General features: G+C 60.5%; 17 protein-coding genes. 8 read left to right on the forward strand and 9 right to left on the reverse strand.

Annotation, left to right across the window (positions count from 1 at the left end; all coding sequences use genetic code 11):
• Positions 1-66: 66 nt before the first annotated feature.
• Positions 67-903 carry a chemotaxis protein CheB gene (locus MUN84_RS03155; RefSeq protein ID WP_262920624.1) on the reverse strand — a complete coding sequence of 279 codons (837 nt, stop codon included), beginning with the start codon at positions 901-903 and terminating at the stop codon, positions 67-69.
• Positions 904-947: 44 nt separating this feature from the next.
• Positions 948-1,100 (reverse strand): chemotaxis protein CheB, encoded by a 153-nt coding sequence (locus tag MUN84_RS22760; protein WP_262920625.1) that lies wholly within the window; start codon positions 1,098-1,100, stop codon positions 948-950.
• A gap of 243 nt (positions 1,101-1,343) precedes the next feature.
• On the opposite strand from MUN84_RS22760, the gene MUN84_RS03160 reads away from it, so the two are divergent.
• From MUN84_RS03160 to MUN84_RS03175, 4 genes are all read left to right on the forward strand, one after another.
• Positions 1,344-3,530: a CheR family methyltransferase gene (locus MUN84_RS03160; RefSeq protein WP_244696613.1), complete on the forward strand. Its 2,187-nt coding sequence runs from the start codon at positions 1,344-1,346 to the stop codon at positions 3,528-3,530.
• Between the two features lie 130 nt (positions 3,531-3,660).
• The gene (locus MUN84_RS03165) at positions 3,661-4,398 is read left to right on the forward strand and encodes a PAS domain-containing protein (protein ID WP_262920693.1); all 738 of its coding nucleotides are present in this window, start codon (positions 3,661-3,663) and stop codon (positions 4,396-4,398) included.
• A gap of 244 nt (positions 4,399-4,642) precedes the next feature.
• Positions 4,643-7,222 (forward strand): PAS domain S-box protein, encoded by a 2,580-nt coding sequence (locus MUN84_RS03170; RefSeq protein WP_244696614.1) that lies wholly within the window; start codon positions 4,643-4,645, stop codon positions 7,220-7,222.
• A gap of 414 nt (positions 7,223-7,636) precedes the next feature.
• On the forward strand, positions 7,637-7,945 hold the full coding sequence (locus MUN84_RS03175; RefSeq protein ID WP_244696615.1) for a hypothetical protein: 309 nt from the start codon (positions 7,637-7,639) through the stop codon (positions 7,943-7,945).
• A 111-nt stretch (positions 7,946-8,056) separates the two neighbouring features.
• Here MUN84_RS03175 and MUN84_RS03180 read toward each other — a convergent pair whose 3' ends face one another.
• Entirely contained in the window at positions 8,057-10,207 is a 2,151-nt protein-coding gene (locus tag MUN84_RS03180; protein WP_244696616.1) for a right-handed parallel beta-helix repeat-containing protein, read from the reverse strand.
• Between the two features lie 339 nt (positions 10,208-10,546).
• On the reverse strand, positions 10,547-11,989 hold the full coding sequence (locus MUN84_RS03185) for a glycoside hydrolase family 2 TIM barrel-domain containing protein (RefSeq protein WP_244696617.1): 1,443 nt from the start codon (positions 11,987-11,989) through the stop codon (positions 10,547-10,549).
• 209 nt (positions 11,990-12,198) lie between these two features.
• Here MUN84_RS03185 and MUN84_RS03190 point away from each other — a divergent pair, with 209 nt between their 5' ends.
• From MUN84_RS03190 to MUN84_RS03200, 3 genes are all read left to right on the forward strand, one after another.
• Complete coding sequence (locus MUN84_RS03190; RefSeq protein WP_244696618.1) at positions 12,199-13,839, forward strand: glycosyltransferase; 1,641 nt, start codon at positions 12,199-12,201, stop codon at positions 13,837-13,839.
• A gap of 373 nt (positions 13,840-14,212) precedes the next feature.
• The gene (locus tag MUN84_RS03195; RefSeq protein ID WP_244696619.1) at positions 14,213-14,605 is read left to right on the forward strand and encodes a hypothetical protein; all 393 of its coding nucleotides are present in this window, start codon (positions 14,213-14,215) and stop codon (positions 14,603-14,605) included.
• A 145-nt stretch (positions 14,606-14,750) separates the two neighbouring features.
• Positions 14,751-16,052: a flavin monoamine oxidase family protein gene (locus MUN84_RS03200; RefSeq protein ID WP_244696620.1), complete on the forward strand. Its 1,302-nt coding sequence runs from the start codon at positions 14,751-14,753 to the stop codon at positions 16,050-16,052.
• Positions 16,053-16,503: 451 nt separating this feature from the next.
• Here the strand turns inward: MUN84_RS03200 and MUN84_RS03210 are convergent, their stop codons facing one another.
• Entirely contained in the window at positions 16,504-17,355 is an 852-nt protein-coding gene (locus MUN84_RS03210; RefSeq protein ID WP_317239097.1) for a hypothetical protein, read from the reverse strand.
• A gap of 25 nt (positions 17,356-17,380) precedes the next feature.
• Here MUN84_RS03210 and MUN84_RS03215 point away from each other — a divergent pair, with 25 nt between their 5' ends.
• Positions 17,381-17,710: a hypothetical protein gene (locus MUN84_RS03215; RefSeq protein WP_244696621.1), complete on the forward strand. Its 330-nt coding sequence runs from the start codon at positions 17,381-17,383 to the stop codon at positions 17,708-17,710.
• Between the two features lie 107 nt (positions 17,711-17,817).
• On the opposite strand, the gene MUN84_RS03220 is transcribed toward MUN84_RS03215, so the two are convergent.
• From MUN84_RS03220 to MUN84_RS03235, 4 genes are all read right to left on the reverse strand, one after another.
• Positions 17,818-18,531: a PD-(D/E)XK nuclease-like domain-containing protein gene (locus tag MUN84_RS03220; RefSeq protein WP_244696622.1), complete on the reverse strand. Its 714-nt coding sequence runs from the start codon at positions 18,529-18,531 to the stop codon at positions 17,818-17,820.
• A gap of 218 nt (positions 18,532-18,749) precedes the next feature.
• On the reverse strand, positions 18,750-19,745 hold the full coding sequence (locus MUN84_RS03225) for an NADP(+)-dependent, decarboxylating phosphogluconate dehydrogenase (RefSeq protein ID WP_244696623.1): 996 nt from the start codon (positions 19,743-19,745) through the stop codon (positions 18,750-18,752).
• A gap of 114 nt (positions 19,746-19,859) precedes the next feature.
• Positions 19,860-22,511, reverse strand: coding sequence for an MGH1-like glycoside hydrolase domain-containing protein (locus MUN84_RS03230; RefSeq protein WP_244698642.1), 2,652 nt, complete (start codon positions 22,509-22,511; stop codon positions 19,860-19,862).
• A gap of 105 nt (positions 22,512-22,616) precedes the next feature.
• A complete protein-coding gene (locus tag MUN84_RS03235; protein WP_244696624.1) occupies positions 22,617-23,435 on the reverse strand; it encodes an SDR family oxidoreductase in 819 nt (272 codons plus the stop codon).
• Positions 23,436-24,132 lie beyond the last annotated feature (697 nt).

The raw sequence follows: 24,132 nt of genomic DNA on the forward strand, positions 1-24,132 counted from the left end.
TGGCCGGGCTACCTGTGTCTCAACGGCAACCGGAGTTCAACAGTTACTTCGGGGGCCCGTACCGTGCTAGCTAATGGCCTGATCTTCACTGCCGTTTTCGTTGGGGTAGCCTTCCTGCCCCTGGCCGTTGATCAGAAACTCACGCAGGCGGTTGATGTGGCGCTTGATTTCTTCGAGCTTTTCCTCCTGCTGCACGCTCCAGAGGCCTTCCCCACGCACGGCCATGCTGGTTAGCAGGTTTTTGCGCTCCTCCATCATGCGCAGGGCTACCCATAGGGTTTCCTCCATGGCCTGCTGGGTTTTGTCCAGTAGCCCGTCGGCGGTGAAGGCGTGGCCGGTGTGGCAACGGTAGCGCAGCATTTTGCCGTGCCTCAGCTCCCAGAGGGCTCCGCCGCACTCGGGGCAGGTGAGCGGCACTTGGCGGCCCAGCTGGTTTACTTCATCTGTAGTTCCCACAACCCGTTCAGCTATAGAGGCCTCTAACTTCAAATCGTCCGGCACGGAGGCCTCGTTAAGGGGTTTGCTGGGCATACCTACCAGCTCCTGCAACAGGCGGCCCATCAGATGCAGGGGCACGGCGTAGTCGATGTCGGTTCCGCGCAGGGCGCTTTCCGGCATGCTCGGAAACTCGGCGTCGTTGGGGTCTTGCACCACGGCCGTACCGCCGCAGCGCTTAATAAAGTCGAGGCCAGCGGTGCCGTCGTGCAGCATACCCGTCAGCACTACCCCAATTACGTTGGGGCCGTAGGCCACGGCTGCCGAGCGAAACAGGGCGTCGGCGGCCGGGCGGTAGTTGTTTTCGCGCGGGCCCTTGGTTACCAGCATACGGTCGTTTTTGACCAGCAAATGCCGGTCGGGCGGGGCCAGGTAGAGCGCGCCGGCCTGCAGCGGGGCGTTGTGCACGGCCAGTTGGCAGTGCAGGCCCGTATGGCGGCGGAGGCGGGTTATTAGGGGCTCCCCGACGATTCGGGGGACAGGTGCTGCACCACCAGCACGGCGGCCGGCAAGGTAGCGGGCAGCTGTTCTACCAGTTGGGTAAGTGCCGGCATGCCGCCCGCCGAGGTTCCAATTACAATCAGGTGAGCAGAAAAACTAGTCACGGGCCAGAAAGTGGAGGAGGGATTAAACGGAGAAGGAAGGGCCCGCCAAGGAGCAGAAGTAGCCGCTTTCTTTACGCAACAACTGGCTTTTTGGCTCTGGTTGAGCTATAATCTGTGCAAGAATAGTCGGGCAGGAAGTCCGCTTGAGCGGGCTACATTGGCTAAATTTACCTCCTGCTAGCTTCCGCGGCCGCGCACTGCCTGCGGGCTGACCCGCTCCACCCGCTTTCTTTTCTCCTTTCCATGACGTCAGAATCTCACCCGAACCCGGCGGCCGGCTCGTCGTCTGTGCCGGTTCCTGCCGAAGTCGCGCAGCCCGCGCCGGCCGTTCAGCCCAGCCTGCCTACCCCTACCCTAGGAACCAAAGCGGCAAAACTCCCTATTGTAGCCCTGGGCGGCTCGGCTGGCTCCTTGGAGGCCTTTGAGCGGTTTTTCGCGGCCATGCCCGCTACCAGTGGCATGGCGTTCGTGGTGGTGATGCACCTGCTGCCCAACCACCACGGCGACCTGGCGGGCGTGTTGCAGCGCTATACTTCCATGCCGGTGGTGGAGGTAACCGATGGCCTGAAGGTGCAGCCCAATAGGGTGTTCGTCATTCCGCCCGACCGGGACCTGAGCCTGCTGCACGGCACCTTTCTGCTGCTGCCGCCTACCCAAACCCCGGCCCTGCGCCAGCCCATCGATTTTTTTCTGCAAAGCCTGGCCAAGGACGCGCGCGAGCAAGCCATCTGCCTGATTTTTTCGGGCATGGGCTCCGATGGCAGCACCGGCCTGAAGCTGGTGATGGAAAACTACGGCATGGTGATGGTGCAAGACCCCAAAACGGCCCTCTACGATTCCATGCCCCGGGCCGCGCTGGCCACGGAGTTCGTGGATTTTGTGCTACCTCCGGAGCTGATGCCGGCCAAGCTGCTCGACTACGTGGAGCGCCCCCTGCTGGCCCGCCCCACCCGAGATGTGTACGACGAGCCCACCACCATGCCGGCTCACGCCCTCCAGAAAATCTTTCTGCTGATTCGGGCCCAAACCGGCCACGACTTCAGCTTTTACAAGCGCAACACGGTGTTTCGGCGCATTGAGCGGCGCATGAACGCCCACCAAATCAAGGAGTTTACCCACTACGTGCGCTACCTCCAGGAGAACCCCCAGGAAGTAGACAGCCTGTTCAAGGAACTGCTGATTGGCGTAACCAAGTTTTTCCGTGACCCGGAGGCCTTCGAAAGCCTGAAAAACCACCTCCGCACCCTAATTCAGGAACGGGAGGCGGGCCACACCATTCGGGTGTGGGCCCCGGGCTGCTCTACCGGCGAGGAGGCCTACTCCTTGGTCATGACCCTGCTGGAGTGCCTGGACGAGGTAGCGCCTACCCGCTACCTCAAAATTCAGCTGTTTGCCACCGACATTTCGCCCGAGGGCGTGAGCTTCGCCCGCCTCGGCCTCTACCCCGACAACATCACGGCCGACGTGAGCCCGGAGCGGCTGCAACGGTTCTTTTACAAGGAAGATGGCCACTACCAGATCCGGAAGGAAGTGCGCGACTTGGTAGTGTTTGCCCTGCACAACATTCATAAGGATGCGCCCTTTACCAAGCTGGATTTGCTGTGCTGCCGCAACCTGCTGATTTACCTGAGCGCGGAGCTGCAAAAATCCCTGCTGCCCGTGTTCCATTACTCCCTGAACCCCGGCGGACTGCTGTTTCTGGGCCCCAGTGAAAACATTACCGGCTCCCAGGACCTGTTCCGGCCCCTGGACCTGAAGTGGAAGATTTCGCTCCGCAACGATACGCCTACCTCGTTTCCCCGGCTAACAGGCCTGCCGTTTGCCCTGGCCCAGCACCCCACCCTGGCTCCGCCCCCAACCGCTCCTATGTCTACTGCCGCTTCTACCCGCCGCGAGGGCGGCGCCTTCTCCTCTTTGGTGCAGAATGTGCTGCTGCGCACCTACGCTCCGCCGGCCGTGGTAATAAACCCCAAGGGCGAAATTCTGTACGTGCACGGCCGCACGGGCCGCTACCTGGAGCCGGCCCCCGGCCTGAGCGGCATGAACCTGTTTGAAATGGCCCGCGAAGACCTCACCTACGAGCTGAGCGCGGCCGTGCACCGCGCCTCCGAAACCCGCGAGGATGTGATGGTCGACAACGTGCGCCTGCGCACCGATACGGGCCAACAGCTGCTGCGCCTCACCGTGAAAGTGCTGGAGGAGCCCAACAGCCTGGCTGGCTTGCTGCTGGTAGTGTTCGAGGAGCAGCCTACCCCCGCCACGTGCGCAAAGGCAGCCGCCCCGCCCCGACCTCAGCCGCGACGAGGTGGTAGCCAACCTGGAAAAGGAGCTGCAATACACCAAGTACCGCCTGCAAACTTCCCTGGAGGAAATGGAAAGCTCCCTGGAAGAAATGAAAAGCATCAACGAGGAGCTGCAGTCGGCCAATGAGGAGCTGCAAAGCACCAACGAGGAGGCCATGACCAACAAGGAGGAAATGCAGAGCCTGAACGAGGAGCTGATGACCCTGAACATGCAGTACATGGTGAAAACCGAGGAGCTTTCGGAGTCGGCCAACGACATGAAGAACCTGCTGGACGCCACCGAAATTGCCATTATCTTCCTCGATAACAACATGACCATCAAGCGTTTCACCCCGCCCGTGGAGCGCATCATTCCGCTGGTGGCTACCGATGTGGGGCGCCCGCTCGTGCACTTTGCCTCCAACCTGCGCTACGAGCACCTGCTGCGCGACGTGCGCCAGGTACTGGAGCGCCTTACCAGCATCTCTACCAACATCCAGACCACCGCGGGCGAGTGGTACAGCATGCGTATCCTCCCCTACCGCACCCTAGACAACTACATCAGCGGGGCCGTTATCACCTTCACCGACGTGACGGGCATGAAGGTGCTGGAAAGCCAGTTGCAGGAGGCCGCCCGCTTCGCGGAAAGCGTGGTAGAAACCGTGCGGGAGCCCCTGCTGGTACTCGACGGGGACCTGCGCATTCTTACGGCCAGCCGGCCCTTCCTGCAGTCGTTCCGGCTGACGGCCACCGAAGCCCAGGGCCAGCTGCTACCCTCCCTCAGCAACGGAGCCTGGGACAACCCAAGCCTGCTGCGCCACCTGCAGGAGCTGCTGGCCCCGGCTACCCTCACGGAAACTGCCACCGAGGCCGCCTTCGACTCCTACGTGCTGGAAAGCCATTTCCCGGAGCTGGGCCGGTACCGGCTGGTGCTCTACGGACGGGCTATCCTGCGCGGCGGCCACCAAACCAACCGCCTCCTGCTGGGCGTAGAAACCATGGAGAAAATTATCTGAACCTCAGCCTGATAGCTCCGTGCAGCCCCTTGCTTTCGGTGCCGGGGGCTGCAGAACGTTCTACTTTGATTTGCGTAGCTCCTCCGGGGGTACCTGCCTTATGCCCCGTTAGTGTGATGAATGAACTTGAGCCAGAGGCCTATCACCAGCCCATTGATCTGCACGCTGCCCTGCGCGACCTCCGGGCCCGGGCTGAGCGGCGCCAGCTGGTAACCCACAGCCTCGGGCCAGATGCCCCCCCGAAGTGCAGCGGCTGGTTCAGGACCTGCAAACCCACCAGATAGAGCTGGAAATGCAGTACGAAGAGCTGCTGTTGGCCCAAGCCGAGGCCGAGGCCTCCCGGGCCCAGTACATGGACCTCTACGACTTTGCGCCGGTGGGCTACTGCACCCTGGCCCCCGATGGCACCCTGGCCCAGCTAAACCTACAAGCCTGCCAGCTGCTGGGGTTGCTACGCCAGCAGTTGCAGGGCCGGCGCCTGGCCCTGTTTGTGACCCTGGCCTACCGCCACCAGTTTGCTGAGTTTGTGGAGCGCATCCGGCAGCGGCAGGAGCGCCAGGTGCTGGCCGTGGAAATGCGCCGCCACGATGGCCAGGTGCTGTACGTGCGGCTGGAAGGGGTAGCCGTTTCCGCTGCCGAGGGCACCCCGCTCTGCCGCCTAGCCCTCATTGATATTACCGAGCAGCGCCGGGCCCGCCGGGAGCTGGAGCTGAGCGAGCGGCGCTTCCGCATTCTCTTCGACCAGAGCCAGGATGGCATGCTGCTCCTGCGCGACAACCGCTTCGTGGACTGCAACCCCGCCACGTTGCGCCTGCTGGGCCTCACAGATAAAAGCCAGCTCCTGGGCCAGCACGCCTCCGCCTTCTCGCCCGAGCGGCAACCCGACGGCCGGCTCTCCTTTACCCTGGCCCAGCAGTACTGGGAGCAGGCGGTGCGCCAGGGCCACTGCCGCTTTGAGTGGTGCCGCCACCGCACCGACGGTAAGGAGTTTTGGGAAGATATTCTGCTCACGGCCATTCCCGAAACCGATGGGCACGTGATGCACGCCTCCTGGCGCGATATTACGGCGGAAAAGGAAACCACCCGGCGCATCAGGGAAAGCGAGGAACGGTTGCAGATGGCCCTGGCCGCCTCCGAAGCCGGCGTCTGGACCATTGAATACGCCACCAACGAAATAACCTGGAACCAACGGGCCCGCAGCATTTGCGGCTTGCCCGAGGCACCCAGCCCGGCCCCGCTTCAGCTCCTGCAAGAAATCATTCATCCGGATGACCGCGCCCTGGTAGCGACGTGCCTTGGCCGGGCCGCCGCCGAGGAGGCCCCGCTGGACCTGGAGCACCGCCTCCTCTGGCCCGATGGCAGCACCCGCTACGTGTCGGCGTTTGGCAAAGTCCTGCGCGAGCAGGGCCAGCCGGTGCGGTTTGTTGGCCTCATGCGCGACATTACACTGCGCCGGGAGGCTGAGGAAGAGCTGGGCTACAAAAACCGCCTGCTCTCCCACATCCTGCAAAACCTGCCCGTCATTCTAAGCCAGCTAACAACCGAGGGGCATTTCCTGAGCGTGGAAGGGGAAGGCCTGCGCCGCATTGGCCTGCGGAACAATGAGCTGGTAGGCGGCCCCACCCTGGCCCAGGCCTTCCCCTCGTTGGCCGAGTCGGCCCGCCGGCTGCTGGCCGGCCAAACCGTGACGTTCCTGGACCGCACCGAGTACGAGGGCAAGCCGGTCGTCTTCCTGAACTACGGCTTCTTTGACGCCCAGCGCCAGCAGGCCGTGCTGTTCGCCATCGACGTGACGGAATCAGAGGAGCGCCGCGAGAAGCTCCGGGCCGAGAAGGAGTTCACCAAAAGTCTGCTCGATAACACCATCGACTGCGTTATAGCCCTGGATACCGACCTGCGGGTAACGGCCTGGAACAACAAGGTAGCCGCCGTGCTGGGCCGGCCGGAAGCCGAGATGCTGGGCCTACCGTTTGAAGAAGCCCTGCCCGGAATAGCCCAGGACCCTACCACCAAACGCCTTGTGTACCAGGCGCTGGCCGGTGAGCCGGCAGCCCACGCCAACTGGGCCGAGCACCACCTACCCATGATCATGGACCTGAACTTTATTCCCTTGAACCAGCAGGGAGTACGGGCCGGGGTGCTCATTCTGGCCCGCGACGTAACGGAGCGCAACGCCCTGCAAGCCGAGGCCACCCGCCTGAAGCTGCGCCAGCAGCAAGAGGTGCTGTCGGCCATCCTGACTACCCAGGAGGAGGAGCGCCGCCGGATTTCCGAGAGCCTGCACAACGGGGTAGGCCAGCTGCTGTACGCTACCCGCCTGAACCTAGACAACCTGCCCCCTAGCGAGCAAACCCGCACCAGCCAGCACCTGCTCAGCGAGGCTATTCGGGCCACCCGGGACATTTCCTTTGAGCTGACGCCCAGCATTCTGGAGGACTTCGGGCTGGAGCTGGCCCTGCGCGAACTGGTGAAGCGGATTCCGGCCCAATCCCTGACCGTGGACCTGAACCTCTCGGGCCTACACCACCCCCTGCCCCGCTCCCTGGAAACCACCATTTACCGCAGCGTGCAGGAGCTGCTCAACAACGTGATGAAGCACGCTGGTGCCCAGGAGGTGTTTGTGCAGGTAGCCCGCGAAGATGGCCAGGTGTACGTGAGCGTGGAAGATGACGGCCGCGGCTTCGAGACGGAAGGCCTGGACCCGGCCACGGGCATCGGCCTGGCCGGCATCCGGACGCGGGTGGGGCTGCTGGGCGGTACTTTCGCGGTGCAATCGAGGCCGGGCCAGGGAGCCAGCATCACGCTTACGTTCCCGGTCAGCTAAGCCGGACCTGAAAAGCTGCAGGCAAGCCAAAGACAAGTAAGTGTTTTCTGAGAGGGCGAGGAAGCTGGTACAGGCCCTTGAAAGGGAACCCAGCCTCCTCGCCTCCTCTCACATACTGGCGCCTCCTACTAGTCCTCATCTTACCCTAGAGTTCCGGAGGGTAGTACCGGCAGCCGGCGGCGTCGTCCGGCTGAGTGGTAGCGCGCCGGCGGCTGTGTGGGGTGCTGCCCCGGTGGCACTGGCTTTCTGAGGCTTCTACCCTGGCTAGTAACGCATTATCCCGAAGTCAGTAGAATACGGAGGTGAAAAATCGGGGTTTTTCGGGGAGGGAAATCCGTAGAAACCCGGGACCCAAAGGGGCAGCGCCCCGTTTAGGCAGCTAGTTTATCACCGCTCCTTGCTCACCCCAGCGCTATGACTGCACGTACTTCTACCTTCCCTCTGCACTTGCACCTAGTACCCGCCGGCCGCCGGCTAGATTTTACCATCAAGGCGGGCAGCTTTGCCTACGTGTACCGCCGCCAGGCCAACCAGGAGTGGAAATGCGTAGCCCGCAATGCCTGTAGCCCCTTCCTCGATACCAGTGTCTTGGAGCCGGAAGCAGCCCCTGAATACGTTATTCGCTACCGCGACGCGAGCGGGGCTACCCTGGGCGTTACGTCGGTTGTGCAGGCCCACCCGGTAGGCTTCCCCGCCCGCCCCAACTGGGTAAGCTTACGCTAGCTCTGAGGACTCGGCGCCCACCCTCTGCCCTCACGGCAACGCCCTCCCTGCGCTGCGTGGGTGCAAGGAGGGCGTTGTCGTGGGTAGGCGCTAGCTCAGGTTACTGTCGGGTTATTTTAGCGGTAGTCTGGTAGCTGCCTTGCTGCACCCGTAGGCAGTATACGCCCGGGGTAGCTGGCTGACTTCCGAAAGGGCGAGCAGCGCCGCCCCTTTGGCTACCTCCAAGGTGCGGGTCAGCACGGCCCGGCCCAGGGCATCGGTGCAGGTAATGCGGGCTTGGCCGGCGGCGGGGCTTTGAATCTGTAGGTGCACTACCTCGGCAAATGGGTTGGGCCACGCCTGCAACACCAGCCCCGTTTCGGTGGCTGCCGGCGCCACCTTTACTACTGGTGTGTACGTTTCTTTGCCTCCCAGGTCAACTTGCTTGAGGCGGTAGTACAGGGTAGTGGCTTGGCTGGGCTGCTTTTCATCGAGCCACCGGTAGCTGGTTTGGGCGGTGGTAGTGCCGCGGCCGGCTACGGTGCCTGCGCGGCGGAAGCTGGCCCCGTCGGAGCTAACCTGCACCTCGAAGTAGGCATTGGCGCTTTCCCAGAGCGTCGTCCAGCGCAGCAGCACGGCTTCCCGCTGGCGCAGGGCCGTGAAGCTGGCCAAACCCACGGGCAGCGGCGCGGCGCTGCTGCTGGCCTCCACGGCCCCAATGTTGCCGGCTACCCCTTGCGCAGGCGTGGCCGAACCGAAAAAGTCGCGGAGCCCGGGCCAGAGGTTGAACTCACTGACCAAGTCCAGGCCCTGCCCAATCACGGAGGAGCCGGCCTGCAGTTTGTAGGCATCCCAGGAGGACTGCATACGTTTGCTGGAGGTAGAATTCAGGGTTCCGCCGGCGCCTGGGCTCACGAAGTTGGGGGCCTGGTTCAGACCCACGGCCCGGGTTCCAATCATTTCCTGGCCCGTGGCACCCTGCCAGCTGCTTAGGCTAGTAAAGGTGGCGCCGCCCCATGCAACCGAAAGCGGCGCATCGGGCCCGCCCCAGTAGCAGTTGCCCTGAAACTGAAGGTTGGCCGTACTCAGGACCTGCACCTGCCGCACGCCCGTGGTCGTCTGGAAGATGTTGTTGCGAACCGTAATGCCGCTTACGCCGCCGCTAGAGAGGTAGAATGCCTTGGCCTGTGAGTTATCGGTGGCGGGCGTCACGTACACCGTGTTGTTGTGAATGGCCGCGCGCTGTATGCCGCCGTTCGCCCCCGACGACCACAGCATGATGGCTCCCTGCCCGTAGCGCCGGGCATCGTTTTCGCTGATGTTGTAGCGAATGGTCAGGTCGTGCATGGGGGGCGCCCCGTCGAACTGAGCCAGCAGGTAGCCGGCCCCGTCGTTATCGTGGGAGTAGTTGTACTGCAGCACCGAGTTGGTGCAGCCCCCATCCAGGTCGAAGCCGCCCCCATCGTGGGCCAAGCCCGAGCGGTTATGGTGCGACTCGCAGTCCTGAATAACTAAGTTGTTGCACAGCCAGCCCCAGATGCCCACTGGGCCGCCGCCGGGGTTGCTGTTCAGCCAGCCGTTGTTGTACGCCTCACACCGCTCCACTACTACCCCATCAATACCGGCCAGCACAATGCCATTGCCGGTGTGGGTAGTGGTTACGTCCTGGCGGCCCGAGTTATCGTAGGCGCGGCAGTTGCTCACGTACCAGTTGTTGTGGCTGAGCTGGGGGTAGTAGCTGTAGGAAGAAATGCCGGCTTCGCCGTTGGCGTGGGCCTGGCAGTTAGTGATGCGCACGTCGTCGTAGCCGCTGCTGGGGCTGGAGCTGCCCAGGATAATGCCGGCTTTCAGGTAGCCGCTCACGTCCAGGCTATCCAGCACGAGGTGGCGGAGGCGCGCATTGGGTACGGCAGTGGTAAAAATCACCCCTGAGTTGGTATTGGTCAGCCGGCCGGAGCCCACAAACCGAAGCCGACGCAACTCAATTCCGGCCACATCGGGAGCGTAAAAACCGTAGTCGGTGCCGCTGTTGATGGTAGCCACGCCCCGCCCATATGAGCTCACTACGAGGGGAGCGGCCACGCTGCCGGCGCTTTGCAGCCACAAGGAACCCGTAAACGTTGCCCCAGCCTGAAATAAAATTCGGTCACCGGGCTGGAAGCGGGCGACATTTACCCGGGCTAAAGTTTGCCAGGCGGTGGTAGCCGTAGTACCGGCCGCGCCATCATTACCCGCTGGGCTTATATAGTACGTTGACGCCCGCGCCTCGGGCGAACCCAACATCCAAGAAACAATTACAAATAAATAGAGTACAAATTTAATCCGCATCGCAAAGCCGTCTAGTACACGGCTGCAATACTATAAAAAGTATATAAGTATAAAAATATGAATGTTTTACAAAGATTTATAACGCTATAGAGCCACTTATAAAACTAAATCATGCAAATCAGTAATTGGCAGCTCATCAATAAAATACAGATTACAATGCGTCACTGCGCAACGAAATAGTTCTACCTAATACGTGTTGTTAGCTTTTCACATCGATATTCTTTTAGCAAGAAATTCCTCACGTGAAATTTTAAACTATTACTGCTTTCTAGGGCAAGCATTGTGTTTGGTTCGCTATTGTTGTATAGATTCCTTATGGGTAGATTTTGATGACCACACAGCATTGGTGGTCTGGGCCAAGCTGGGTTGCAGCCACCTGCTAGCAAGTACTGGCAGCACGTAGAAGGGCGCGTTAGCCGTCGCTACGCTGCCTTTGCCATCGAATACACTCACTAGTAACCGGTACGGGCCGGGCTGGGTAGGAGTGCGTAGTACCGCACGTAACCCGCTCGTCTGCCGTACGCAGTTATCTATTGGAACGGTAGGGGTAGCAAATTGCTCTGTTGGGTTCAGCAGATCTTTTTTAACCTCAGGCACCACCTCCCAGGTCACACGCAAGCTGTCATTCTCTGGGTCGGTGGCAAGAACCTCAACCGGATACTCCTGCCCTGACTCCAGACGCAAATTTCGGCTTGGTAGAGGGCTAGCCAGCCGTAGGGCGGAAACTTGTGGAGCCCGGTTCGCGGGGAAACGGTTGGTCCACAGCTTCTGCATCACGTCTACTGTTTCTGTTTTTTCGCCGGTTGGAGCAAAGAGGCTAAACCAGGTAGCAGTATACTCAAATTTGCTTCCCCAGTAGAAAGCATAGGCGCCCAAGCAACGGTCAGAATTAGCTAGTACTGCGTTTGTATATCTCTCTTGCGTGAATAAGGCTTTTGCCATACTAGTCTGCTCCTCAGCTGCTTGCCACGTGGTTTTTTTTGACTCCCAGTAGCCACGGGCTCCAAACTCCGTCACGATGTAAGGGCCCGTCCAACCTTGTTCCGTCAAACGCTGATTTAGGTCAATCAAATTTCCAAAAGCATTGACGCTGACAAAATCTACTGCTGAACACAGCCTCTTAATGCGGTTCAAATTTTCTAGAGTACTTGTCAGGCTTATGGTCACGGGATGATAAGGATCCAGTTCGTGAATCATGCGAGCGGCATCATTTATAGCCCGATAAAGCTCTGGGTTAGCCGATTCATAATTGATTTCATTGCCCATATCCCAGGCTAGTAGGGCCGGGTGGGAGCGGTAGCGCAGCACCTGCTGCCGCAACTTTTTATGTTGTCGGGCTACTTGCTCCTTGTCGTAGTAGTCAAATTTCTTCGATTCGTGCTCCAGCCACAGGCCCAACAGAACCGTCAGGCCGTGCCGGTGGGCCTCGTTCATCCGGTCGTCGGCGTAATCAGCTGACCACAACCGGACGGAGTTGGCCCCGGCTGCCCGCAGCTGGTCGTAGTGCTGCAGTCCTGCTCCGCCCTTGATAAAATACGGCGTGCCGCCGCGCAGCAACTGGTAGCCTTGGGCCGTGTGCACCACCTTCACCGGAACTACCCCAACTGGCGGCTGCCCCGACGGCGGCGAGGGTTTATCTCGGCATGCATGTAGCAGACATCCAACTACAAGCGCGCTTCCGGCCCGTGCGAGCAAGCGTTGAAAAAAGGGCCATTTGACGGAAATAGAGAGGTTCATGGATAAGCAACTGTATTGTTAAAAGATAAATTTTAATAAAAATCGTTAAAATCCCGAACTTTGCGTAGCAGCATACTCTTTAGGTGTGCATTGTGCAGTAAGTAAAGTTGATGGCGTATGCGTGAGAATGTTTTTGAGCTTGATAAGCCAGCTGCAGTTGTTGGGCGCAAGGCGCCTAAGACGGGCAGGACAAAGCGCTCAACTTCAACGTGTTTGGGGAAGCGGGAAGTGGCCGGCGTACGCCAGATGCGCGTGCTGGTGGGGCTGGGGTGTTCAGCTTGCTCTACTTCCTGGTCTGGTTTATTTCTTCTAAGCCAATTGGCTACGCGCCGTTGTTTTGGTTGCTGAGCGTGTCGCTGGGCTTCAAGCTGCTGCGCATGCTGCACGAGTGGTACCACTACGTGAGCGTGAGCGAGCCCGTGGCCCCGGCCAGCCCGGCCCCGGCCTACACGGTGGACGTGCTCACGACCTTCTGCCCGGGCGAGCCCTACGCCATGATGGACCAGACGCTGCGGGCCATGCAGGCCATCACCTACCCCCACACCAGCTACCTCTGCGACGAGGCCGACGACCCCTATCTGCGCCAGCTCTGCCAGCAGCTGGGCATCGTGCACGTCACGCGCCGGCACAAGGTCGATGCCAAGGCCGGCAACATCAACCACGCCCTGCAGCAGGCCACGGGCCAGCTGTGCGTGGTGCTGGACCCGGACCACGTGCCGGCCCCCGACTTTCTGGACCAGGTCGTGCCCTACTTTGCCTGCCCCACCGTGGGCTACGTGCAGGTGGTGCAGGCCTACGGCAACCAGGACGAGAGCCTGGTGGCGCGCGGGGCGGCCGAGCAGACCTACCACTTCTACGGGCCCCTGATGATGGGCATGCACGCCTACAACACGGCCCAGGCCATCGGGGCCAACTGCACCTTCCGCCGCGCTGCCCTGGACTCGATTGGCGGCCACGCCGCGGGCCTGACCGAGGACATGCACACGGCCCTGCGCCTGCACGCGCAGGGCTGGCAGTCGGTGTACGTGCCGCGCATCCTGAGCCGGGGGCTGGTGCCCTCCACGCTGGGGGCCTTCTATGCCCAGCAGCTGAAGTGGGCCCGCGGGGCCTTTGAGCTGCTGCTGACGGTCTACCCGCGCCTGTTCCGGCGCCTGAGCGGGCGCCAGAAGCTGCACTACGCGACCCTGCCCCTGTACTTTCTCTCCGGCCTGGTCACGCTCATTGATATTGCCGTCCCCATTGCCTCCCTGTTTCTTTCCGTGTATCCCTGGCACATTGCCCTAGATGCTTTTTTCCTGCATCTGGCTCCGCTGCTGGGCATTGGGCTATTGATTCGGTATAAGGCGCAGCAGTGGCTGCGGGAACCCCAGGAGGCGGGTCTACACTTGGCGGGCGGTATTTTGCGGGTAGGAACGTGGTGGGTGTACCTGCTGGGTTTCGTATATACCCTGCTGCGGGTGCGCGTGCCCTACATCCCGACTCCCAAAGAAGGCCACGGCCGCAACGAGCTAAAAATCTGCCTGCCCAACCTGCTGACCATTGTTCTGTGCGCCGTGGCCGTGAAATACGCCGGTCGGGTAGACTGGAGCCCGTATTCTCGCCTGATGGCTTTTCTGGCTACCACCAACGCGGCCATCCTATTTGCCGCCGTGGGCATGGGGCAGCACACTTGGGTCCGAACTCTGCTGCACGATTTTAGCACCCGGCCCCTGAGCGGCCTGGTAGCGGCCGGGCAAAAAATAGTGCAAACCTTAACCGTGCGCACCCAAACCATGGGCATTTCGTTGGCAGCCAGCAGCCTACTACTGGTGGGGGCATCGATGCTGCTCAGTACGTTCAGGAGCAGCTGACGGGCCTGAGCACAACCGCCTGGGTGGTTGATGGAGGCGAAAAGCTTCGCTTAGGGGCACAGCGTGCTACCTCCTCCCCAGCCTTGCCCATCCACATTTCCTCGTTTACTACGCACCGGCTACTTGCCAGCTACTCCTCCGGCGATGCCCCGGCTATTGTTGGCTTGCCCATGACCAACAAAGTACCAACCGACGACCTGAAAGCCTTGTACGAGCAAGGTAGCATTCCATTATTGACCTGGACCGTGACGGACGCATCTGAACAGAACTGGTCCCACATGGCACAGGCGTTTAAAGCTCTCAACCGGCCGGTACTGCTACGGCCGGTGCTACCACTCCTTCCCCCGACCAGCACCGCAAGGCCTGGCATCACTTGGTACGGCGGTTTCAGGCCGCTGAAATTACCGGCATCGTCTGGGTCTGGACCCCACCCACGGCGACGGCAGTGCAAACCTACTTTCCCGGAAAAAAGCACGTCGATTGGATAGCCATTGACCAAGAGGAAGAAGGCATTTCGGGTCAAAATTTTCTGGCTACCTACCTGCCCTACCGACACGAGTTTGCCGCCAACCTAGCCTTGCACGACAAACCGGTTATGTTGCTGGGAGCAGATCAGCGGTTTAGAAATCGGCGGCAGGCCGAGCTGATTACCCACCGTTTCCCGGAAATAAAGGCCATCATCCTGCAGGCGGAAGAACACCCGAAAAGCGTTCGGCTGCTTACCAGTCGCACCCAGCACCGCCTCCATGCTGTAAGCACCAACTAAGGTTAGTGCGTGGTGGCCAAGTATCCCACCGTCTGGCGAAGGCGGCTTGCTATTAGTCAGCTCGGCCTAGGCTGATACCGCGCTGTGTGTTTGCTAAAGCTAACATTTGAGGGCTTGGGGCGTTAGGAAAGGGATTGTTTTCCTTATGCAAACCGACATACTGATTATTGGGACCGGAGCTGCCGGGCTGCTGGCGGCCCGGAACCTAGCCCGGGCCGGACGTTCAGTCAGGCTGCTGGAGGGTCGTGACCGCCCCGGCGGCCGCGTGTACAGCTCCGACACCGGTGGGTTTTCCCGGCCGGTGGAAAGCGGGGCCGAGTTCCTGCACGGCGACGTTCCCCTGACCCGACAGCTCCTCCAGGAAGCGGGTATTGCCTACCTCGACACCGCCGGCATCAACTATGAAGTAGCCCAGGGCCAGACCCAGCCCGCCGAAAGCTTCTTCGACGACTTGCCCCTGCTACTGGAAAAGCTGCACGCCCTTTCCCACGACATGGCGCTGGCCGAATTTCTGGAGCAGTATTTTCCGGGCGAGGAGTACTACCTAATGCGCGAGCAGGTAACCCGGTTTGCGGAAGGCTACGATGCCGCCGACGCCCACCGCGCCAGTGCCTTCGCCCTGCGCGAGGAATGGAGCGGCAACGGGGCCGAAGACTCTCCGCGGCCGGAGGGCGGGTATAGCCGCTTGATAGCCTGGCTGGTACAGCAAGCCCAGGCGGCCGGGGCGCACCTAGAGTTGAGCTGCCCCGTAACTGCGTTGCACTGGCAGCCGGGCCAGGTTCGGGCTACCAGCGCCGAGGGGCGGCACTTTACCGCCGCGCGGGCGCTGCTCACCGTTCCGCTGGGCATCTGGCAGGCCGAGGCGGGCCAGCCGGGCTACCTCCGTCTGGAGCCTGAACTGCCGGCGCACCGGGCTGCGGCTCGCGCCCTGGGCTTTGGCCCCGTTATCAAGGTGCTGCTGGAGTTCACTACGCCACTTTGGGAGCACGCCTCGGCGCAAGTAAGCCGCCCGCTTCCTGATCTGGGTTTTCTTTTTTCCGACGCCTCCCTCCCTACCTGGTGGAGCCAGTTGCCCGACCCGAGTCCGGTGCTTACCGGCTGGCTGGCCGGTCCGGCGGCGCACCAGCGTCGCTTAACTTCTGACGAAGACTTGCTGGCTGAAGCTCTGGCCTCGTTGGCTTACCTGCTGGGCACTACCCCCGCCTTCCTGCAAGAACATTTGCGGGCACACCGCATTGTTAACTGGGCAGCCGATCCGCTGGCGTTGGGGGCCTATGCTTACGCTACGCTAGGAGCTCCGGAAGCCCGCGCTACTCTAGCCACGCCACTTGCTGATACTCTGTTTATTGCGGGCGAAGGCGTGTACGATGGTCCGTATATCGGAACTGTGGAGGCGGCGCTGGTTAGCGGGGCGGAGGCCGCCGAGCAGCTGTTACAGCGGCCGTAGCTTTCTGCTACCTCTTTGCTCACCACGCCCAACAGTCCCTTATTCCAGTATTCCAGAAATTGGGCTGAAGGGCCATTTAGCTTGACTGATAGAGGACTGTTGCTACCAGTGGTGGTTGCGGTGGGCAGGTTCCTAGCGGGCTTTGCTGGTGGAAGCAAGGCGCTATTTTTACAGTAGTTACCACTCCGCCGCTACCCCGGCGGCTGGTGTGCAACCCACAAAAAGGCGGGAGAGCTACAGCCGCCAAACCTGCTCCCCCGCCTACGCTGCCTTTGGGGCAGCTAGCTTGTGGCTGCTTACAGCAGCCCGACACCCGCTCCGGCCAGCTCGGTGCGTACGGCCTCGGGCCAGATGCTTACCTGCACTTCTCCGATGTGGCCTTTTCGCAGCATAAACATGCACACCCGGCTCTGCCCAATGCCCCCGCCTATGCTTTGGGGAAGCTCATCTTTCAGCAGCCGCGCATGAAAGGCCAACTCCTGCCGGTCCTCACAGCCGCGCAGGGCCAGTTGCCGCACCAGCGCGTGCTTATCCACCCGAATCCCCATTGATGATACCTCAAAGGACGTTTGCAGGACGGGGTGCCAGAGCAGGATGTCGCCGTTGAGGCCGCGGTAGCCTTCTTCGGTTTCGGTGCTCCAGTCGTCGTAGTCGGGGCGCGGCCGTCGTGGGGCTCACCGTGGCTTAGCTCGTGGCCAATGCCCATCAGGAACACGGCGCCATATTGTTTTACAACCTCATTCTCCCGCTGCTTAGGCGTGAGGGTAGGGTATTGCCGAAGCAGGTCCTCGGCGTGCAGGAAGGTAATTTTGCCCGGTAGCACGGGCGTAATTTTCGGGTATTCGGCCGCTACGTGCGCTTCTGTGGTTTTCAGGGCTTCATAAATGCGCTCCACGGTGGCCTTCAGGAAGGCCGGCGTGCGCTGCTCAGGGCTGATGTGCTTTTCCCAGTCCCACTGATCCACGTAAATAGAGTGAATGGGCGAGTAGTCCTCATCGGGGCGCAAGGCGCGCATGTCGGTGAGCAGGCCCCGGCCGGACTCAATGCCCAACTCCTGCAGGCGCACCCGCTTCCACTTGGCCAAGGAATGCACCACTACCGCCCGGCGCTCGTCCAGGGCTTTGATGGGAAAACCTACGGGACGCTCAATGCCGTTCAGATCATCGTTGATACCCGTACCGTCCAGCACAGCAATCGGCGACGATACCTTGCTGAGCTGCAGTTGGGCGCTGAGTTCTTTAGCAAAGCTTTCCTTTACAAAGGAAATTGCCTCCTCGGTTTTCAATAAATCCTGGGCGCTCATACCTATTTATTTTAGGAGTTTAAGAATGTTTTTTCATTTCGAAAAGGCACACGAATTTCCCTCTCCCAGCCGGAAGTTTTTTTCGGGAATTCAGAAATTATCAGTGCGCAAAAAACGGGTTGCTACCGGCTACCTTATATGTGAAGCCGACCCGCAGGCACAAAAAAAAGCCTTCCGGTTAGTGGAAGGCTTTAAAAGAAAATCAGTTGCTGATTTTTCAGTTCTCCAAGGGAGCAATAGCCTTCCAGTCTCGAATAAGATTATTCGAGTTATTATTCTGGAGATTATTGCGGAAATGACGCATGTAAAAGGGTTGTTTTTTCGTCAGGTGTTGTACAAGTATAAAGGAGCGTAAGTATTTATCCTAATTAGAGCCAATAATTATTTTTTTACAGCACATATAATCAAATAAAATAGCGCAATACGCCAGCTACCAGACCGACTACTGCTTGAGCAGTGGCCTTACTCTGAGCCGTTCAAGGCATTGCGTACATCACGCACGGCCTGCACTACGGAAACCGGCACCGGAGCCTCGGGTTGCAATAGCTTGAGCAGGCGCAGGTACTTGGCCCGGCCTTCATTGCGCATCAGTGGGGGCACTTCGTACACAAACACCTTGAACGGCTCCACCTTCTGCACCCCAATCAGCAAGAACCGGTCGGCGTGCAGGGCGTCGGCGTAAAATGCGGCCTGGCGGTCGTAGTCATACTGGGTGCACTGCTCCACGAAGTGGTTATGGTCGCGGGCCATGGTAGTCTTAAAGTCCACGATGGTGTAGGGCTGACCCGGCTGGTCCACAACTAGGTCGGCGCGCAGCTTGCACAGGGTGTCAGTCAGGGGCTCGGTGAAAATGCAGCTGGGCTCCGGAATTCCTTGCTCGAGCAGGGCATTCACCTCGGGATTAAGCTTCACCCCGTCCACCATCCACCAGATCAGGGTGTCGTTGATACCGGGCTGACCAGGCTGGTACAGGTCGGGCTCCAGAATGGCGGTGTGGAAGGCCGTACCTAAGCCAAGGGCCCCGCCCACCGAATCGTGGGGGCGCGGGGGGCGACCATTGAGGGCATCACGCAGGCGCGAAAGGTCGGAGTTGGCAATAGCCGGCAGGGCGCGGTAGTCGTCGTAGGGAATGCGCAGTAGGTCGGGGCGGGCGGCGGTAGTAGTGGAATCAGTCACGCAGGAAGAACAGCGAAGCCGGTAAAAAGGCTCCGAAAAATGACAAAGCAGGGTTTGAATGAGGGAGTATAGGCATTTTTCTTTACTTCCCTTACTGCCTCCCCTATTCCCCTACCCCTGCTCCCGCCCTACCCACTTGGGTGTGCCTGCCGCCCCATCCGAGCGAGGAAGCCAAAGGCGGGGCCAGAAACCCAAAACCTTCGCCGGAAAACCAGCGGCTACTGCTGGCCGGTGGGTTGCTGGTCAGCTCGCTCGCCGGTTTCTTCGGGCATTTCATACTCCCCTACCCGGCCGTACTGCCGCTCCCGCTGCAGGCCCTTGTCTTCGCCGTAGGGGTGCCCGCCGAAGCCGTGGCGCATCATGGCAATGGCTTTGGCCCAGGTTGGTTCTTTGTCGCGGGAAGTGAACAGCTGCATCACCGACTGGGAGATGACGGGAATGGGCACTTCCATGTGCAGGGCGTCGGCCACCAGCCAGTTCACCTCGCCGGTGTCCTCAATGTAGCTGGGCACGTTGAAGCCAGCCTCTTCATCGTAGGTCTTTTTCATGAGTTCCACTAGCCAGGAGCGCACCACTGAACCGTTGTTCCATAAGCCCAGAATAGCGCTGATGTCGAGCTTTTCGCGGAAGTGAGTAAGCAGGCCCATACCTTCCCCAATGGCCTGTAGCATGCCGAATTCGATGCCGTTGTGCACCAGCTTTACGTAGTGGCCCGTGCCGGCCACGCCCGTGTGCAGAAAGCCGCCCGGCACCGAGGTATCCACGAAAAACTCGCGCAGCTGCTCCACGGCTTCCGGCGCGCCGCCCACCATGTAGCAGGCTCCTGTGCGGGCTCCACCGGGGCCGCCGCTGGTGCCGCAGTCCAGGAAATGCAAGCCCTGCTCGCGCAGGCGCGCTGCCCGCCGGATGGAGTCGCCCCAGTAGGAATTGCCTCCGTCCACGATGATGTCGCCGGGTTCCAGGTGGGGTAGCAACTGCTGAATTAGGCCGTCGACGGCCGCGCCGGCCGGGATGTAGAGAAATACTTTGCGTGGGCGCTTCAGCTTGTTCACTAGCTCCTCGATGCTGCCAACTACCCGCAGGTTTTCGGTTTCCAGATCGGGCCGGGGGTGAATATCAAGGCCCACGACGGGGTAGCCTTTTTCAGCGGCCTGGCGGGCCAGCCCCGCGCCCATTTTGCCGAGGCCAATGACCCCAATTTGCGTTTTGCTCATGCGTTGGGAGGTAATGAAAGGAAGAGAGTAACCTAAGGCAGGTAAGAAGTAGGCAGCGCAGGTAGCGCACCAAAAACGAGAACGGCCCAATGGCCCTACTGGCTCAGCGGCGGCTTATTCGGGTGGGCGGGGCTGCAGGAGCTTGGCAATGAGGCCAGTCCAGCCGGTTTGGTGGCTGGCGCCCAGGCCCTGGCCGGTGTCGCCGTGGAAATATTCGTGAAAGAGCAGGTAGTCTTTGAAATTGGGGTCGGTCTGAAATTGCTGGTCGGACCCGAAGCAGGGACGGCGGCCGTTGGCATCGCGCAGAAACAGGTGGGTGAGCCGCTCCGTGAGGGCCTGCGAAATTTCCAGCAGGGTGCTAAACTGGCCGGAGCCCGTTGGGTACTCCACCTTGAAATCGGGGCCGTAGTAGTGGTAGAAGCGCTGCAAGGACTCCACCAGCAGGAAGTTCATGGGCATCCAGACCGGGCCGCGCCAGTTGCTGTTACCCCCGAATACGGAAGTGCTGGATTCGCCGGGCTCGTACTGTACCATTTCCTTCCGCCCGTCGGCGTGCTCAAACACGTAAGGACGCGCCAAGTGGTAGCGCGAAAGGGCGCGCACACCGTAGTCAGATAGGAATTCGGCCTCATCCAGAGCCAGGCGCAGGAGCAGCTTCATGCGGTGGCCGCGCAGCAGGGAAAGGAGGTGGCTTTGGCCGCGGCCCGGCTCCTGCCACCGCGACACCATGGCTGCCAGCTCGGGCCGGTGGTTAAGAAACCAGTTTAGGCGGTACACGAAGCGGGGCATCTGCTGCAGGGTATCCTCGTCGAGCACCTCCACGGCAAACAGCGGAATCAGCCCCACCATGGACCGGATACGCAGGGGTAGGCGGGCGTGCTCGGGCGTGTTGAGTACATCGTAGTAAAAGCCGTCGTCCTCGTCCCACATGTCAATCTTCTCATCGGCTAGGTTGGTCATGGCCTGGGCGATGTAGAGGAAGTGCTCGAAGAACTTGCTGGCCATGTCCTGATACACCGGGTTGGTTTTGGCCAGCTCCAGGGCCATGCGCATCATGTTCAACGCAAACATGGCCATCCAGGCCGTGCCATCAGCCTGCTCGATGTAGCCGCCGGTGGGCAATGGGGCCGAGCGGTCGAACACGCCGATGTTGTCTAGGCCCAGAAAACCACCCTCGAACACGTTGCGGTTGTTGCGGTCCTTGCGGTTTACCCACCAAGTAAAGTTAAGCAGCAGACGGTGAAATACGCTTTCCAAGAATGGCGTGTCGCCCTGGCCGCCCCGCAGTTTGCGGTCCATCTTATACACCCGCCACGTGGCATAGGCGTGCACGGGCGGGTTTACGTCGGAGAAGTTCCACTCGTAGGCTGGCAGTTGGCCGTTGGGGTGCATGTACCAATCTTGGGTGAGTAAGCGCAGCTGATCTTTAGCAAACTCAGCATCGACCATGGCCAGCGGGATGCAGTGAAAGGCCAGGTCCCAGGCCGCGTACCACGGGTACTCCCACTTGTCCGGCATCGAGATGATGTCGGCGTTGTTTAGATGAGGCCAGGTGTGGTTGCGGTTATGGCGCCGGTCCTCAGGCGGCGGTGACGAGGCCGGGTCGCCTTTCAGCCACTGGGCCACATCGTAGTAATAGAATTGCTTGCTCCAGAGCATGCCAGCTAAAGCCTGGCGTTGCACGTTGCGCGCATCGGGGCTGCTGAGGTCGGTTTGCAGGTGTTGGTAAAACTCGTCGGCCTCGGCTTGGCGCTGCCGCACAATGACTGCAAAGTCCGCGAAAGGCTCGGCCAGCTCGGGAGCGGCCAGGCGCACGCGCACCACCTGGTGTTGGCCGGCCGGTATGGTTAGCGTGTAGTGGGCTGCCGCGCGGGTACCCTGCCGAGCCGGGTTTACGGCAGCGTGGTTGCCCTGGAGCAGGTAGTCGTTGATGCCATCCTTGCAGTAGGCACCGCCGTTGGGGGTGCCGTAGAGGCGCTGGCGGTTCGTTTCGTTGTCGCAGAACAGCAGTTCCGGGGCGGATTCCGGCCCCTGGGGTGCGTCGCAGTAGAGCTGTAGGGCCGGTAGTTTGGCGTGCTCCACCCGGATGTGGCCCTGCTCCGGGGCGCTGAGCTGGGGTCGGTAGTCATCGTAGCCCCAGGCCCAGGTGTTGCGGAACCAGAGGTGGGGTAGCACATGAAGTACCGCCGTTTCGCTGGCCCGGTTATGCACCGTTATTTGCAGCAGCAGGTCGTCGGGGCCCGCTTTGGCGTATTCTAGAAAGATGTCGAAGTAGCGGTTTTCGCGAAAAATACTGGTATCCAGCAGCTCAAATTCGGGCTTGTGCCGGCCGCGGCGGGCGTTTTCCTGTACCAACCACTCGTAAGGGTAGGCGTGCTGCGGATACTTGTACAGCATCCGCATGTAGGAATGGGTAGGCGTATTGTCGAGGTAGTAATACAGCTCCTTCACGTCCTCGCCGTGGTTGCCCTCGGGCCCACTCAAGCCAAACAGCCGCTCCTTTAGGATAGGATCCTGCCCGTTCCAGAAGGCCGGGGCCAAGCACAAGAGCTGCTGGTCGTCGGAGACACCCCCAATGCCCTCCTCGCCCCAGCGGTAGGCCCGGCTGCGGGCCGCGTCATGGGTGGTATAGGTCCAGGGCTGGCTGTCTGCGGAATAGTCTTCGCGCACCGTGCCCCACTGCCGCTCCGATACGTAGGGCCCGAAGCGGTGCCACGCGGCCTCGCCCGCTTGGGCCTGCTGCTGGCGTTGTTGTTCCTGAGTTATATACACTGTGCCCGCGAGTAGCCACCTGTTTTTCGCCGGATCTTAAGGGTAGCACGTAGGTCCGCCCGGCGGCAGACAACTCATAACACGGCTGCTGGCCGCAACTCAACCGTTGTCAGCGAAGCCCGGATACAGGGTCATGCCGCCGTCGGCGAAGATGGTAGTACCCGTCACGTAATCGGCCTCGTCGGAAGCCAGCCACACGGCTACCATGCCAATGTCGGCGGGGTCACCGATACGGCCGTAGGGAATCAGGGTCAGTAGGTTACGCTCTTCCTCGGGCGTGTCGCGGGCTGAGAGATTGATGGGGGTAGCAATGGCGCCCGGCCCGATGCTGTTGACCCGGATGCGCTGGGGCGCCAGCTCCTGGGCCATGCTTTTCATTAGCTGCATAATGCCGCCCTTGCTAGTGGCGTAGTTTACGTGGCCGGCCCACGGAATTACCTCGTGCACAGAGCTCATGCAGATGATTTTACCCGTGGCCTTCGATACTTCTGGCTGCGGACCGCGCCGCACAAACTCCCGGGCGGCCTCGCGGGCGCACAGAAACTGCCCGGTCAGGTTCACGTCAATTACTTTTTGCCACTTCTCCAGGCTCATTTCCAGAAAGGGCGAATCCTGCTGAATGCCGGAGTTATTGACCAGAATGTGCAGAGTCTGAAACTGCTCCCGAATCTGGTCGAACATGTGGAGCACCTCATCTTCTTTGCTTACATCAGCCTTGATGGCTACGGCCCGACCGCCCGCCTTTTCAATGTCGGCCACCACGGCCGCGGCTTCCTCGGCGCTGTGAGCGTAGTTGACGATGACGGTAGCGCCTTCCGCGGCCATAGCCTTGGCCACACCCGCCCCAATGCCGGAGCTGCCGCCCGTCACGAGGGCAATTTGGTTTTGCAGACGCTGCGAGTTTGAGGAGTTTGCCATATAGCTCAGTAGAGAAGATCAGAAGAATACTCATCTGCTAGACTGGCAAACCCCGGCTTTAGTTACATGAATGTCTGGTGAAGCAAGTGTGAATCAAGCACTACTGCTTCATGCTCTACCCCTTACTAGCGCGTCTAACGCCTGAAAACCAATCCATAGCCACCGCGCTGATGGTATGAGGTTGTGTTACTAGTTGCTACTTGATGAGTATGAATGAGTATAAGACCGTCATGCCGAGGCGCCGCCGAAGCATCTCGCGTGCTGACGTTGCCAAACTAACCCAACGATTCGAGCGAGATGCTTCGGCGGCGCCTCGGCATGACGGTCTTTTTGTCTGGCTAAACACCCAGACTAGTAGGCCCTACTCTGGGTTATCGTTTTGAAGACTCTACTACGCTTGCACAGCTGAGATGCGCTCGGCTACTTATAAGTGAGTTGGAGGACAGGGCTGGAAGATATATTACATTGCGCACTAACAAACATTCGTTTGTGATAATTAACTACTACCTTGGGACAGGTTGGCGGCTGACAGCGTGTAGCGGCACGTTGAAGGCCGCCGCAGGACGCGTTTGTCTAGCATATGAAGGCCAAACCAAGTTCGCTGGGCAGGCCTGCATGTCGGGTCTGCGCGAGCTTCCCCGTCGCGAGGGCGAAAAGTTGAGCGGCGCCACGGATTTGCGTAATCTTTAACAGGCCG

The sequence above is a fragment of the Hymenobacter sp. 5516J-16 genome (genome assembly GCF_022919335.1).
In the GTDB taxonomy this organism is placed as follows: domain Bacteria; phylum Bacteroidota; class Bacteroidia; order Cytophagales; family Hymenobacteraceae; genus Hymenobacter; species Hymenobacter sublimis.

Coding starts and splice junctions, on each gene's coding strand:
- MUN84_RS03215 (WP_244696621.1), top strand. CDS start 17,381: ATGTTTTTTCATTTCGAAAAGGCACACGAATTTCCCTCTCCCAGCCGG.
- MUN84_RS03165 (WP_262920693.1), top strand. CDS start 3,661: ATGAAGAACCTGCTGGACGCCACCGAAATTGCCATTATCTTCCTCGAT.
- MUN84_RS03235 (WP_244696624.1), bottom strand. CDS start 23,435: ATGGCAAACTCCTCAAACTCGCAGCGTCTGCAAAACCAAATTGCCCTC.
- MUN84_RS03175 (WP_244696615.1), top strand. CDS start 7,637: ATGACTGCACGTACTTCTACCTTCCCTCTGCACTTGCACCTAGTACCC.
- MUN84_RS03225 (WP_244696623.1), bottom strand. CDS start 19,745: ATGAGCAAAACGCAAATTGGGGTCATTGGCCTCGGCAAAATGGGCGCG.
- MUN84_RS03185 (WP_244696617.1), bottom strand. CDS start 11,989: ATGAACCTCTCTATTTCCGTCAAATGGCCCTTTTTTCAACGCTTGCTC.
- MUN84_RS03210 (WP_317239097.1), bottom strand. CDS start 17,355: ATGAGCGCCCAGGATTTATTGAAAACCGAGGAGGCAATTTCCTTTGTA.
- MUN84_RS03200 (WP_244696620.1), top strand. CDS start 14,751: ATGCAAACCGACATACTGATTATTGGGACCGGAGCTGCCGGGCTGCTG.
- MUN84_RS03180 (WP_244696616.1), bottom strand. CDS start 10,207: ATGTTGGGTTCGCCCGAGGCGCGGGCGTCAACGTACTATATAAGCCCA.
- MUN84_RS03160 (WP_244696613.1), top strand. CDS start 1,344: ATGACGTCAGAATCTCACCCGAACCCGGCGGCCGGCTCGTCGTCTGTG.